General features: G+C 55.0%; 12 protein-coding genes. 2 read left to right on the plus strand and 10 right to left on the minus strand.

The features are described 5' to 3' along the window. Positions 1 to 2: 2 nt before the first annotated feature. The 8 genes from dinB to ACOXYR_RS16890 form a co-directional block, all read right to left on the minus strand. Positions 3 to 1058: a DNA polymerase IV gene (gene dinB / locus ACOXYR_RS16855; protein WP_113858701.1), complete on the minus strand. Its 1056-nt coding sequence runs from the start codon at positions 1056 to 1058 to the stop codon at positions 3 to 5. A 154-nt stretch (positions 1059 to 1212) separates the two neighbouring features. After that, the gene (nqrM, locus tag ACOXYR_RS16860) at positions 1213 to 1428 is read right to left on the minus strand and encodes a (Na+)-NQR maturation NqrM (protein ID WP_167405928.1); all 216 of its coding nucleotides are present in this window, start codon (positions 1426 to 1428) and stop codon (positions 1213 to 1215) included. A gap of 2 nt (positions 1429 to 1430) precedes the next feature. Beyond that, complete coding sequence (nqrF, locus tag ACOXYR_RS16865) at positions 1431 to 2654, minus strand: NADH:ubiquinone reductase (Na(+)-transporting) subunit F (RefSeq protein WP_113858700.1); 1224 nt, start codon at positions 2652 to 2654, stop codon at positions 1431 to 1433. A 12-nt stretch (positions 2655 to 2666) separates the two neighbouring features. Continuing rightward, positions 2667 to 3263: an NADH:ubiquinone reductase (Na(+)-transporting) subunit E gene (gene nqrE, locus ACOXYR_RS16870; RefSeq protein WP_015965771.1), complete on the minus strand. Its 597-nt coding sequence runs from the start codon at positions 3261 to 3263 to the stop codon at positions 2667 to 2669. A 3-nt stretch (positions 3264 to 3266) separates the two neighbouring features. Beyond that, the gene (locus ACOXYR_RS16875; protein WP_015965772.1) at positions 3267 to 3905 is read right to left on the minus strand and encodes an NADH:ubiquinone reductase (Na(+)-transporting) subunit D; all 639 of its coding nucleotides are present in this window, start codon (positions 3903 to 3905) and stop codon (positions 3267 to 3269) included. Further along, positions 3898 to 4692, minus strand: a complete 795-nt coding sequence (locus ACOXYR_RS16880; protein ID WP_421356586.1) for a Na(+)-translocating NADH-quinone reductase subunit C — start codon at positions 4690 to 4692, stop codon at positions 3898 to 3900. Before ACOXYR_RS16880 ends, ACOXYR_RS16875 begins: the two co-directional genes overlap by 8 nt. Beyond that, positions 4685 to 5923: an NADH:ubiquinone reductase (Na(+)-transporting) subunit B gene (locus tag ACOXYR_RS16885; protein WP_108474897.1), complete on the minus strand. Its 1239-nt coding sequence runs from the start codon at positions 5921 to 5923 to the stop codon at positions 4685 to 4687. The genes ACOXYR_RS16880 and ACOXYR_RS16885 overlap by 8 nt, the downstream gene beginning before the upstream one ends. Before the next feature lie 3 nt (positions 5924 to 5926). Beyond that, positions 5927 to 7267 carry a Na(+)-translocating NADH-quinone reductase subunit A gene (locus ACOXYR_RS16890; RefSeq protein ID WP_350437002.1) on the minus strand — a complete coding sequence of 447 codons (1341 nt, stop codon included), beginning with the start codon at positions 7265 to 7267 and terminating at the stop codon, positions 5927 to 5929. Positions 7268 to 7813: 546 nt separating this feature from the next. Between ACOXYR_RS16890 and dpaA the strand changes: the two genes are divergently transcribed. Then, positions 7814 to 8554 (plus strand): peptidoglycan meso-diaminopimelic acid protein amidase, encoded by a 741-nt coding sequence (gene dpaA / locus ACOXYR_RS16895; RefSeq protein WP_108474699.1) that lies wholly within the window; start codon positions 7814 to 7816, stop codon positions 8552 to 8554. Here the strand turns inward: dpaA and ACOXYR_RS16900 are convergent. Both ACOXYR_RS16900 and lpcA read right to left on the minus strand, forming a co-directional pair. Further along, on the minus strand, positions 8525 to 9292 hold the full coding sequence (locus ACOXYR_RS16900; protein ID WP_108474698.1) for a class II glutamine amidotransferase: 768 nt from the start codon (positions 9290 to 9292) through the stop codon (positions 8525 to 8527). The two genes, dpaA and ACOXYR_RS16900, sit on opposite strands and share 30 nt — an antisense overlap. A gap of 43 nt (positions 9293 to 9335) precedes the next feature. Next, the gene (gene lpcA / locus ACOXYR_RS16905; protein WP_015965778.1) at positions 9336 to 9917 is read right to left on the minus strand and encodes a D-sedoheptulose 7-phosphate isomerase; all 582 of its coding nucleotides are present in this window, start codon (positions 9915 to 9917) and stop codon (positions 9336 to 9338) included. A gap of 240 nt (positions 9918 to 10157) precedes the next feature. On the opposite strand from lpcA, the gene fadE reads away from it, so the two are divergent. Then, a complete protein-coding gene (gene fadE / locus ACOXYR_RS16910; RefSeq protein ID WP_421356587.1) occupies positions 10158 to 12602 on the plus strand; it encodes an acyl-CoA dehydrogenase FadE in 2445 nt (814 codons plus the stop codon). Positions 12603 to 12774 lie beyond the last annotated feature (172 nt).

Here is a 12774-nt window from a genome sequence, read left to right on the forward strand (position 1 = left end):
AATTAGAGTCCTAACACCAGTTGTCTTTCAAGTTGTGGATCAAGCAGCGTAACGTGCAGCCCCACCAGCCGGACGCCACGCCCGGCGCGACGTTCGTGCCAGGTTTTGTAGGCCGTGGCGATCAAATCGTCTTTATTCAGCCGCGGCCAGACGTGTTCCTGAGTCGTGAGCTGGAAGTCATTAAATTTGAGTTTCACGCCCTGACGGGCAATCAGCAGGTCGGGTTTGACCTTCGCCAGCCTTCGCTCCAGCTCCGGGTAGAGACGTTCGATAATCGCTTCACACTCAGGCCAATCGTGGATATCTTCCGCCAGCGTGCGCTCTACACCGATCGATTTTCGCAGCCGTTCGTTATTGATGGCGCGCTCATCAATCCCCTGACTGCGCTCCCACAATACGCGGCCAAATTTTCCAAAGCGTTTCAGGAGCATAGCGAGATCGCTTTTCTGCACGTCTTCGCAGGTTTTCAGCCCCATACTTTCGAGCTTCGCGGCAGAAACTTTCCCAACACCGGGAATTTTTTCCAGCGGCAGCGTTTTCAAAAACGCGGGAACGTCGGCGGGCGTGAGCACAAACTGGCCGTTGGGTTTGTTGAGATCGGAGGCGATTTTGGCGAGAAACTTCACCGGGGCAACGCCTGCGGAAGCCGTGAGCTGTAATTCGTTGAAGATAGTCTGACGAATTTCCTGTGCAATCAGCGTGGCAGAGCCGTGGCAATGCACACTGTCGCTGACGTCGAGATAAGCTTCATCCAGCGACAAGGGCTCAATTAGCGAGGTGTAGCGAGAGAAGATTTCGCGGATGTGCTCAGAGGCTTCTTTGTAGGCGTCAAAACGACCGGGTAAAAGGGTGAGATGCGGGCAAAGCTTCAGCGCCATGCCGGTGGGCATTGCGCTACGTACACCGAATTTACGCGCCGGGTAGTTGGCGGTACTGATGACCCCCCGTCGTTCACGGCTGCCGCCGATAGCGATAGGGATGTCGCGCAGCGCAGGGTTATCACGCATCTCTACCGCTGCGAAGAAGCAGTCCATATCGACGTGGATAATTTTGCGCATACATAGCCCCTACGGATGTTACTGGACAAGTATACAGTATAAATAGAGTGGGTGAGAAGAGAGATTGTGCCGGGTTTTCACACTCCCCCTCTCCCACTGGGAGAGGGAACCGTATGTGCACGGTGTTAATGCGTTTTCGCCCCCTCCCCCGGCACTACAATATCCGCCTCTCTTTCTGCAACGCTTCGCGCGCCATACGCTTTTTGCGTGCGTCACAGGGCTCCGGGCAGTCGCAGACTTTCTCCAGCCCCAGCGAGGTAATCCCGCCGCAGCTACCCTGGATGCTTTTACGCTTAATGATGTACCCCAGCGACATCCCGAGGATCACCAGCGCAAAAATCGCAAACGTCGCCAGAAATACCGTGAGCATCATCAGCCTCCAAAATCATCGAGCATGATGTTTTCATCTTCCACGCCCAGGTCTTTGAGCATTTTGATGACAGCCGCGTTCATCATCGGCGGCCCACACATATAGAACTCACAATCTTCCGGGGCCGGATGGTCGCGCAGGTAGTTTTCATACAGAACATTATGGATAAAGCCCGTGTAACCCGTCCAGTTATCCTCCGGCAGCGCGTCCGAAAGCGCGACATGGAAGGTGAAGTTAGGATTGTCACGCGCCAGCTGTTCGAATTCGTCCTGATAGAACATTTCACGCAGGGAACGCGCGCCGTACCAGAAGCTAATTTTCCGCTTGCTGTGCAGGCGTTTAAGCTGGTCGAAAATGTGCGAACGCATCGGCGCCATCCCGGCCCCCCCGCCGATAAACACCATTTCCGCGTCGGTATCTTTTGCAAAAAACTCGCCAAACGGGCCGGAAATCGTCACTTTATCGCCCGGTTTCAGCGACCAGATATAAGAGGACATGATCCCCGGCGGCGCATCCGGCACGCTCGGCGGTGGCGTGGCAATACGCACGTTGAGCATGATGATGCCTTTCTCTTCCGGATAGTTCGCCATTGAGTAGGCGCGCACCGTCGGTTCTTTAACCTCGGAAACGTAGCGGAAAAGATTGAATTTATCCCAGTCGGAACGGTACTCATCAGGCACGTCAAAATCGGCGTACGCAACCTTATGCGATGGACATTCAATCTGAATATAGCCACCCGCGCGGAACGGTACGACCTCGCCTTCCGGAATAGCCAGCTTCAGCTCTTTAATGAACGTCGCTTTGTTATCGTTAGAGATAACCTCGCATTCCCATTTTTTGACACCAAAAATCTCATCCGGCAGTTCAATTTTCATGTCCTGCTTCACTGCGACCTGGCACGCCAGACGGCAGCCCTCTTTGGCTTCGCGTTTGGTGATGTGTGCCAGTTCGGTCGGCAGAATGTCACCGCCACCTTCTTTAATTTTCACGCGGCACTGGCCGCAGGAGCCGCCGCCACCGCATGCGGACGAGACGAAAATCCCGTTGCTGGAGAGCGTATTCAGCAGCTTGTCACCTGCTGGCGTGCGGATCTGTCGGTCGGCTTCGTTGTTGATTTCAATCACCACATCGCCCGAGTTCACCAGCTTCGATTTGGCAAACAGAATCAGCACCGACAGCGCCAGTACGATGAGGGTGAACATGGCCACGCCAAGTATAATTTCCATTTTCTTCGCCCCTTATAGCTGCACGCCGGAGAACGACATAAAGCCAAGCGCCATCAAACCGGTGGTGATAAAGGTGATCCCTAAGCCCTGCAAACCCGCAGGGACGTTTGAATATTTCATTTTTTCGCGAAGACCAGCCATGGCGACAATCGCCAGCATCCAGCCGATGCCGGAGCCGAAACCGTAGACGATAGATTCGCCAAAGTTATAGTCGCGCTGAACCATAAATGACACGCCGCCAAAGATGGCGCAGTTCACGGTGATTAGCGGCAGGAAAATCCCTAACGCGGTATACAGCGCCGGGAAATACTTATCGAGGATCATCTCCAGAATTTGCACCAGCGCCGCTATCACGCCGATAAAGGTGATAAAACTCAGGAAACTGAGATCTACACCGTCCATCAACGCGCCGTCGCGCAGCACCAGGTTGTAGACGAGATTGTTCGCCGGAACGGAAATCCCCAGTACCAGTGTCACCGCCACGCCCAGACCAAACGCCGTCGAGACTTTTTTCGATACCGCGAGGAACGTACACATCCCCAGGAAGAACGCCAGCGCCATATTTTCAATGAAAACGGCGCGGACAAAGAGGCTGATATAGTGAGCCATCGGTTACTCCTTCTCCTGCTGTTCTGGCTTCCAGGTGCGAAGCGCCCAGATCAACAGGCCGATGATGAAAAAGGCGCTCGGTGCTAACAGGAACAGGCCATTTGGCTGGTACCAGCCGCCGTTTTGCACCGTTTGCAGAATCGTAATGCCAAACAGTTTGCCGCTGCCGATAAGCTCACGCAGGAAACCGACAATCATCAGAATCGCGCCGTAGCCCAGGCCGTTACCGATACCGTCCATAAAGCTCGCCAGCGGCGGCGCTTTCATGGCGTACGCTTCCGCGCGCCCCATCACGATGCAGTTGGTGATGATCAGGCCGACGAAGACCGAGAGCTGCTTTGAGATCTCATAAGCGAAAGCGCGTAGCAGTTGATCGACCACGATCACCAGCGAGGCAATGATCGCCATCTGCACGATGATGCGCACGCTGTTCGGAATATGATGGCGGATCATCGAGATAAACATGCTCGAAAACGCCGTGACCAGCGTTACCGCGATAGTCATCACGAATGCGGTTTCCAGTTTAGTGGTCACTGCCAGCGCCGAGCAGACGCCGAGGACCTGAAGCGCAATCGGGTTGTTGGCAATTAACGGCCCCACCAGTACGCGCTTCACTTCTTTCATATCGCCCTGTTCAGCCATTATTCAGCACTCCTTCACGAACCTGTTTCAGGAACGGGCCAAAACCGAGGTCGCCCATCCAGAAATCAAAACTATGCTGTACGCCATTGGCGGTTAACGTGGCCCCGGAAAGGCCATCCACCGCGTATTCATCACCCTGACGGGCCCCGCCTTTCACCACTTTCAGCGCCGGTCGGCCATTGTCATCGAGCACTTTTTTGCCAATAAACTGCGCGCGCCAGTTCGGGTTTTCGATTTCACCGCCCAGACCCGGAGTTTCGCCCTGATCGTAATAGGTGATGCCTTTCACCGTGCGACCATCCGTATCCAGCGCCACAAAGGCGTACATCATCGACCACAGACCGTTGCCATAAACCGGCAGCACGATTTCCTGTACCTTTTGCTGGGTGTCTTTGACCAGATAGATTTCAACCACGTTGCTGCGGCGTTTAATGCCCGCCGGGTCGTCGTGGGCGTCGAGCTGCACGCTTTGTTCCGGGTCTTTCAGCGCCAGCGCCTGGTTGAAGGACGTCGGGTCGCTGTCGAGCAGATTGCCGGTTTTCAAATCCAGCAGGCGCGGGGTGATACGTTCACTAAAGATATCGGCCACATCGTCGGTGGACATGCCCTGCTGCATCAACCCGGCGACGGCGAGAATATTGCGCTGTTTATCGAGTGCGCGCTGTTCCTGCTGGCGGGATTTCAACCCTACCGCAGAGCCTGCCACCACGATGGAGCACACCAGGCAGAGCACCAGCACCACCAGCAGCGTTTTGCCGATGCTATCGTTACTTTTAACTTCAGCCACGCGACTTCCTCCGCTTAATGTTGGCCTGCACCACCAGGTAGTCAAACAGCGGCGCAAAGAGGTTGGCGAACAGAATCGCCAGCATCATCCCTTCTGGATAGGCCGGGTTTACCACGCGAATAAGCACGCACATCACGCCAATCAACGCGCCGTAGCACCACTTCCCTTTATCGGTAAACGACGCCGAAACGGGGTCGGTCGCCATAAACATCATGCCGAATGCGAAACCGCCGAGCACCAGATGCCAGTACCAGGGCATGGCGAACATCGGGTTAGTGTCGGACCCCACAAAATTGAACAGCGTGGCGCTGGCGATCATGCCGAGCATTACCCCGGCGACAATGCGCCAGGAGGCGACGCGCCCGTAAATGATGATGGCGCCGCCGAGCAATATCATCAGCGTCGAGACTTCACCAATCGAACCGGGAATGTTGCCGAGGAAGGCGTCCATCCACGTGACCGGCTGTCCGGTCGCGACGTTGACCAGCGTTTCACCGCCGTGGCTTGCCCACTGGGAAAGCGGCGTCGCGCCGGAGAAGCCGTCCGCCGCCGTCCACACCAGATCGCCGGAGATTTGCGCCGGATAAGCAAAGAACAGGAACGCACGTCCGGCCAGCGCCGGGTTGAGGAAGTTGCGCCCGGTGCCGCCGAAGATCTCTTTGCCGATCACCACACCGAAGGAGATCCCCAGCGCGGCCTGCCAGAGTGGCAGGGTGGGCGGAACAATCAACGCAAACAGAATCGACGTGACGAAGAAGCCCTCGTTAACTTCATGCTTGCGAATTATCGCGAACAGCACTTCCCAGAAGCCGCCGACCAGGAAAACGGTGGCGTAAATCGGCACAAAGAAGACCGCGCCCAGCGTCATCATGCTGAGCCAGCCTGCGTCAGGTGCGAAACTCACGCCCAACGCCTGCGCCAGGCTGTAGTGCCAGTTTGCGGCAATCACCTGCTGAAGCTGTTCCGCGCCGTACAGTTTATGCAGCGCCGGGATGGTTTGCAGACCGACGCTGTACATCCCCCAGAACATCGCCGGGAAGACCGCAAACCAGACCAGTATCATCATGCGTTTGAGATCGATGGCGTCGCGTACATGCGCCGCACCTTTGGTGACCTGCCCCGGCGTATACAGCAGCGTCGCTGCCGCCTCATACAGGGGATAATATTTTTCCAGCTTGCCGCCGTGGGTAAAGTGCGGCTCAAGTTTTTCGACCAGATGCTTTAAGCCCATCACTTATCCTTCCTGCTCAATTTGGGTTAACACGCTGCGCAGTACCGGGCCATATTCATATTTTCCCGGGCAAACGTAGGTACAGAGCGCCAGGTCTTCTTCGTCAAGCTCGAGGCATCCCAGCGCCTGAGCGCTGTCGGAGTCGCCCGCCAGCAAGTCGCGCAGCAGCATCGTCGGCAAAATATCCAGCGGCATGACGCGCTCATAGCTGCCAATCGGCACCATCGCGCGTGCGCCGCCGTGGGTATCGGTGGAGAGGTTAAAGAGCTTGCGCTTCAGAAAGTGACCAAGGGTGGTGCGAGTGATAGAGAATTTGTCGCGGCCCGGCGCAACCCAGCCGAGCAGCTCTTTTTCGCGTCCTTCTTTCAGCACGCTCACCTGCAAATGGAAACGCCCCAGGTACGCCTGTGGGCCAACGGCCTGGCTGCCGTTGAGTACAGAACCGGACAACACGCGGTTCTCGCCTTCCAGCAATTCGCCCTGCGTGAGCTCCTCCAGCGAGGCGCCCAGACGCGTGCGCAACAGGCGCGGCTGTTTCACCTGTGGCCCGCCAAGTGCAATCACGCGCTCCACCCACAACTCACCGTCGAGGAAGAGTTTGCCGATAGCGATCACGTCCTGATAGTTCAGGTGCCAGACCTGTTTTTCGAGGCTAACAGGCTCAAGAAAATGAATGTGCGTACCCACTAACCCCGCCGGATGCGGCCCGGTGAACTGATTAAACGTTACCTGCCCGCACGGATGGCCACCGAGCTTGCCGCCGCTCGCCTGGCAGACGTGCACTTTTCCATCGGTGAGGCGCGTGAGCAGCGTCAGACCCGCGTCAAACGCTTCGCGCTGGGCAAGAATTATCGGCTGCGGATCGGCGGCCAGCGGATTGGTGTCCATCGCGGTGACAAAAATCGCCGCTGGCTGCGTGCCCGGCGCTGGCGATTTACTGAAAGGACGGGTACGCATTGCAGTCCACAAACCGGACTCAATCAGTTGTGCTTCAACGGTTTCACGTGACAATGTTGCCAGCTCATCGGCGGCAAAATGGGGAAATTCAACCGCATCATCGCCCTCAATATCAATGACGACGGACTGAAGTACACGGCGCTCACCGCGATGAATGGCGCTGACGATGCCGCTGGCTGGCGCAGTGAAGCGCACGCCCGGGATTTTTTTATCGTCGAAAAGCAGTTGCCCTTTCAGTACGCGATCGCCTTCCTGCACGGCCATTGAGGGGCGCAGGCCGACATAATCGTCACCTTTTACGGCGACGCGCGTTACCGCAACTTCATCAATGTGTTGTTTGGGCACGCCCGCAATGGGGATATCAAGACCCTTTGTTATTTTAATCATACTGTTAGCAGGTATCCGTTAAGGCCAGCGTTGTGATTAACGAAACAAAAGAAAGGAGTAGCGGTATTCACCCCGAATCATTCCATGATGGGCGATGAGGAGAGAAACGCATCCTTTCTTACACTTCCACCACCTGAAGGTGTCTGTCAGACGTTGAGGTACGAATCAGACAGGATAGCCATATAGAAAAGGCATATTTCCCCCAGAATGATAACGTTAATCAATCTTAACACTATCTTTCAGCCCCTCGCAGCAGTTCCGCTGAATTCGGCGCTAAAATGCGAGCTATTACGCAAAGCATCGACATTTTTGCCTGAGGGCGCGTTGCTTATCAGCCGTGGCTTCGGCACGCAATTTATTGATATTGAGGTGTGTTATGCGATGAATTTTGCACAGGCGTGAAAACTTAATTGTAAACACAATAATCACCCTCTTGCGAAAAAATGCTGTGATGCTAATGTGAGCCCTCTAAAGACAGATAACTCTGATTTTGTCTCTCTCTTGCCTTCCTGGCATGTGGTTTTTGTTTATCAAGGAACACGTAGTATGCGCAAAATCGCATTTTTCATTGCGATGCTTCTTATGCCGTGCATGTCATTTGCCGGGTTGCTGAGCAGCAACAGCCCGATGACACCGGTCAGTAAAGAATATAAGCAACAGTTAATGGGTTCACCGGTTTACGTTCAGATCTTCAAAGAAGAACGCGCCCTTGACCTGTACGTCAAGATGGGCGAGACGTATCAGCTCCTTGATAGCTACCGCATCTGTAATTACTCCGGCGGCCTGGGCCCGAAACGTCGCCAGGGTGACTTCAAAAGCCCGGAAGGGTTTTACTCCGTACAACGCAGCCAGCTCAAGCCTGACAGCCGTTTCTACAAAGCCATTAACATCGGTTTCCCTAATGCTTATGACCGCGCACACGGTTATGAAGGGAAATATTTGATGATCCACGGCGCGTGCGTGTCGGTGGGTTGCTATGCAATGACCGATTCCGGTATTGATGAAATCTTCCAGTTTGTGACCGGGGCGTTAGTCTTCGGCCAGCAGAGCGTGCAGGTGAGCATTTATCCGTTCCGCATGAGCGATGCCAATATGGAACGTCACAAATACTCAACCTATAAAGATTTCTGGCAGCAGCTCAAGCCGGGGTATGACTACTTCCAGCAGACGCATAAGCCGCCGATCGTTTCTGTCGTCGATGGACGCTATGTCGTCAGCAAGCCACTGAGCCACGAAGTGGTACAGCCGCAGCTGGCGTCAAATTACACACTCCCCGAGGCAAAATAAGCGCCATTCGCCTGGCATAATCTTTTGCCAGGTTTCATTACCCGTCAGCGGCTGGGTCGCAATCACTGTGACCACGTCGTTGGCGGTTGTCTCCTGCTGAAAATCAATTTCCACGTCCTGATCCAACAGCGTCGCGACGCCGAACGGTGCCCGACGGGTGATCCAGAACAGGTTAGTGGAGCAGAACGCCATGACGTAGCGCCCATCGGACAACAGCATGTTGAACACGCCTTTTTCGCGCAGTTGTGCGGCGAGCGTCGCAATGTATTTAAATACCGCAGGCATATTACCAGGCGTGCGCGGATAACGCTCGGCGAGCTTGTGCAGCAACCAGCAAAAGGCTTTTTCACTGTCGGTTTCGCCGACCGGACGGAAGTTGCCGGTTTCCAGCGATTTGTAACCGTCAAGCTGGCCGTTGTGGGCGTAGGTCCAGTTGCGCCCCCACAGTTCGCGGGTAAACGGATGAGTGTTTTCCAGCGCCACGTTGCCACGGTTGGCCTGACGGATATGCGCCACCACGGAACAGGATTTTATCGGATATTCCTGCACCAGTTTGGCGATAGGTGACTGGTAGCTTGGATGGGGATCTTTGAATGTGCGACACCCTTTGCCTTCGTAAAAGGTGATTCCCCAGCCATCTTTATGCGGGCCGGTGCCGCCCCCGCGCTGAACAAGCCCGGTAAAACTGAAGCAGATATCGGTTGGCACATTGGCGCTCATCCCGAGCAGTTCACACATTCTACACCCCCCACAACTAATCGGGGCCGAAGCCCCGCCGTTCTTACGCTTTAACCATCTCTTTTTCGATCAGCATAATCAGGATATGGATCACTTTGATGTGAATTTCCTGAACGCGATCGGCATAGCCAAAGTGCGGCACGCGAATTTCGATATCCGCAGATCCCGCCATTTTGCCGCCGTCTTTGCCGGTCAGGGTGATCACTTTCATCCCCTGCGCGCGCGCCGCTTCAATCGCTTTAATCACGTTGCCGGAGTTACCTGAAGTGGAGATCCCCAGCAGGACGTCACCTGCGCGGCCTACGGATTCAACGTAACGAGAGAAAACATATTCATAGCCGAAATCATTACTCACGCATGAGAGGTGGCTGACATCGGAAATCGCAATCGCCGGATAGCCCGGACGGTTTTCACGATAGCGGCCGGTTAACTCTTCAGCAAAGTGCATCGCGTCACAGTGGGAACCACCGTTACCGCAAGATAACACTTTACCACCCGCTTTGAAGCTGTCGGCCAGCAGCACCGCTGCACGCTGAATCGCGTGGATATTGGCTTCATCTTTCAGGAAGTTAGCCAGCGTTTCTGCCGCTTCGTTCAGTTCGTTACGAATAAGATCCTGGTACATGAGGATAATCCTTCAGTATGGGTGAAATAACTTTTTCACAGTGTACCGGATAGCATCAGCAGCGAGAAGCTAAAGCCCACCACTTCACGATGGCTTTTGATTTTTGGTGCCTATGAAAGCGGCAACAATGTGAGCTGAGTTGTAATTATTTTGTAATCACATTGCTAAAAGAAATGACATCAACTAGAACAATACTATCACAAGTGGTCAGACCTCCTACAAGACAGGGAGCATTTCTCTATGATGATTTTGAGTATTGTTGCAACCATTGCTTTACTCGGTGTGCTCTTCTATCACCGCGTCAGCTTAACGCTGAGCAGCCTGATATTACTGGCCTGGACCGCCGCACTTGGCGCGGCAGGGTTGTGGAATATCTGGCTGCTGGTGCCGCTGGCGATTATTCTGGTGCCGTTCAACGTGCCTTCCATGCGCCGCGCGATGATCTCCGCGCCGGTCTTCCGCACCTTCTGTAAGGTGATGCCGCCGATGTCGCGCACGGAGAAAGAAGCGATTGATGCCGGTACCACCTGGTGGGAAGGCGACCTGTTCCGCGGTAATCCGGACTGGAAAAAACTGCATAACTATCCGCAGCCGCGCCTGACGGCGGAAGAACAAGCGTTTATCGACGGCCCGGTAGAAGAAGCCTGCCGTATGGCAAACGACTTCGAAATTACCCATGAACTGGCAGACTTGCCGCCGGAACTGTGGGCGTATCTGAAAGAGCATCGCTTCTTTGCGATGATCATTAAGAAAGAGTACGGCGGGCTGGAGTTCTCCGCCTATGCTCAGGCGCGTGTGCTGCAAAAACTTTCCGGCGTGTCGGGTATTCTGGCGATCACCGTGGGCGTACCGAACTCATTAGGGCCGGGCGAGCTGTTACAGCATTACGGTACTGAAGAGCAGAAAAATCACTATCTGCCGCGCCTGGCGCGTGGGCAAGAGATCCCTTGCTTCGCGCTGACCAGCCCGGAAGCGGGTTCCGATGCAGGCGCTATTCCGGATACTGGCGTCGTTTGCATGGGCGAATGGCAGGGCGAGCAGGTGCTGGGGATGCGCCTGACCTGGAACAAACGCTACATTACGCTGGCGCCTATCGCCACCGTGCTGGGGCTGGCTTTTAAACTCACCGACCCGGATAAACTGCTGGGCGGCGAAGAGAATCTGGGCATTACCTGTGCGCTAATTCCGACCAGCACTCCGGGCGTGGAAATTGGCCGTCGCCACTTCCCGCTCAACGTACCGTTCCAGAACGGCCCGACCCGTGGTCAGGATATCTTCGTCCCTATCGATTACATTATCGGCGGCCCCAAAATGGCCGGACAAGGCTGGCGTATGCTGGTTGAGTGTCTGTCGGTTGGCCGTGGGATCACCCTGCCGTCGAACTCGACAGGCGGCGTGAAATCCGTGGCACTGGCAACCGGGGCGTATGCGCATATCCGCCGTCAGTTCAAAGTCTCCATCGGTAAGATGGAAGGGATTGAAGAGCCGCTGGCGCGCATTGGTGGCAACGCCTACGTGATGGACGCGGCGGCATCGTTAATTACCTACGGCATTATGCTCGGTGAAAAACCGGCGGTGCTGTCGGCGATTGTGAAATATCACTGTACCCACCGTGGCCAGCAGTCAATTATTGATGCAATGGATATCGCAGGCGGTAAAGGCATTATGCTCGGCGAAGGTAACTTCCTCGCCCGTGCTTATCAGGGCGCGCCGATTGCCATCACCGTTGAGGGTGCGAACATTCTGACCCGTAGTATGATGATCTTCGGCCAGGGCGCGATTCGCTGCCATCCGTATGTGCTCGATGAAATGGCCGCCGCGCAGAACAAAGACGTGAAAGCGTTTGATAACCTGCTGTTTAAACACATCGGCCATGTGGGCAGCAATAAAGTGCGCAGCTTCTGGCTTGGCCTGACGCGCGGCTTAACCAGCGCCACGCCGACGCATGATCAGACGCGCCGCTACTATCAGCATCTGAACCGTTTGAGCGCCAACCTCGCGCTGCTCTCTGACGTGTCAATGGCGGTACTGGGTGGCAGCCTGAAACGCCGTGAACGTATCTCCGCGCGTCTGGGCGATGTATTGAGCCAACTCTATCTCGCCTCTGCGGTACTGAAACGCTATGACGATGAAGGGCGTAATGAAGCTGATTTACCGCTGGTTCACTGGGGCGTGCAGGATGCGCTGTATCAGGCAGAGCAGGCGATAGATGATTTGCTGAAGAACTTCCCGAATCGTTTTGTGGCCGGTGCGCTGAGCGTGGTTATTTTCCCGACCGGTCGCCATTATCATGCACCGTCGGATAAACTGGACCATCAGGTAGCGAAGATCCTGCAAACGCCTTGTGCCACACGCTCCCGTATTGGCCGCGGTCAGTATCTGACGCCGAGCGAACATAACCCGGTCGGTTTGCTGGAAGAAGCGTTGATTGACGTGATGGCGGCCGATCCTATCCACCAGCGGATCTGCAAAGAGATTGGCAAAAACCTGCCGTTTACCCGCCTGGATGAACTGGCGCGTAATGCGCTGGCGAAAGGGCTTATCGATCAGGAAGAAGCCAATATTCTGATTAAGGCTGAAGAGAGCCGTCTACGCAGTATTAACGTGGATGATTTCGACGCCGACGCACTGGCGACCAAACCGGTAAAGTTGCCGGAGAAAGTGCGTAAGATTGAAGCAGCGTGATGTAAAAACGGGGCGAAAAGCCCCGTTTTATATTGCTGACAATGTGCGCTTTGTTCTTGCCGGATGCGGCATAATCGCCTTATCCGGCCTACAAAATAGTGCAAATTCACTATATTGAAGAAACCTTGTAGGCCTGATAAGCGTAGCGCATCAGGCAAGGTTTTCCAGGCTC

The organism is Pseudocitrobacter faecalis (genome assembly GCF_965231525.1).
Taxonomy (GTDB): Bacteria; Pseudomonadota; Gammaproteobacteria; order Enterobacterales; family Enterobacteriaceae; genus Pseudocitrobacter; species Pseudocitrobacter faecalis.

Coding starts and splice junctions, on each gene's coding strand:
- ACOXYR_RS16885 (WP_108474897.1), bottom strand. CDS start 5,923: ATGGGCTTAAAGCATCTGGTCGAAAAACTTGAGCCGCACTTTACCCAC.
- ACOXYR_RS16890 (WP_350437002.1), bottom strand. CDS start 7,267: ATGATTAAAATAACAAAGGGTCTTGATATCCCCATTGCGGGCGTGCCC.
- dpaA (WP_108474699.1), top strand. CDS start 7,814: ATGCGCAAAATCGCATTTTTCATTGCGATGCTTCTTATGCCGTGCATG.
- nqrM (WP_167405928.1), bottom strand. CDS start 1,428: ATGCTCACGGTATTTCTGGCGACGTTTGCGATTTTTGCGCTGGTGATC.
- ACOXYR_RS16875 (WP_015965772.1), bottom strand. CDS start 3,905: ATGGCTGAACAGGGCGATATGAAAGAAGTGAAGCGCGTACTGGTGGGG.
- fadE (WP_421356587.1), top strand. CDS start 10,158: ATGATGATTTTGAGTATTGTTGCAACCATTGCTTTACTCGGTGTGCTC.
- nqrE (WP_015965771.1), bottom strand. CDS start 3,263: ATGGCTCACTATATCAGCCTCTTTGTCCGCGCCGTTTTCATTGAAAAT.
- lpcA (WP_015965778.1), bottom strand. CDS start 9,917: ATGTACCAGGATCTTATTCGTAACGAACTGAACGAAGCGGCAGAAACG.
- ACOXYR_RS16900 (WP_108474698.1), bottom strand. CDS start 9,292: ATGTGTGAACTGCTCGGGATGAGCGCCAATGTGCCAACCGATATCTGC.
- dinB (WP_113858701.1), bottom strand. CDS start 1,058: ATGCGCAAAATTATCCACGTCGATATGGACTGCTTCTTCGCAGCGGTA.
- nqrF (WP_113858700.1), bottom strand. CDS start 2,654: ATGGAAATTATACTTGGCGTGGCCATGTTCACCCTCATCGTACTGGCG.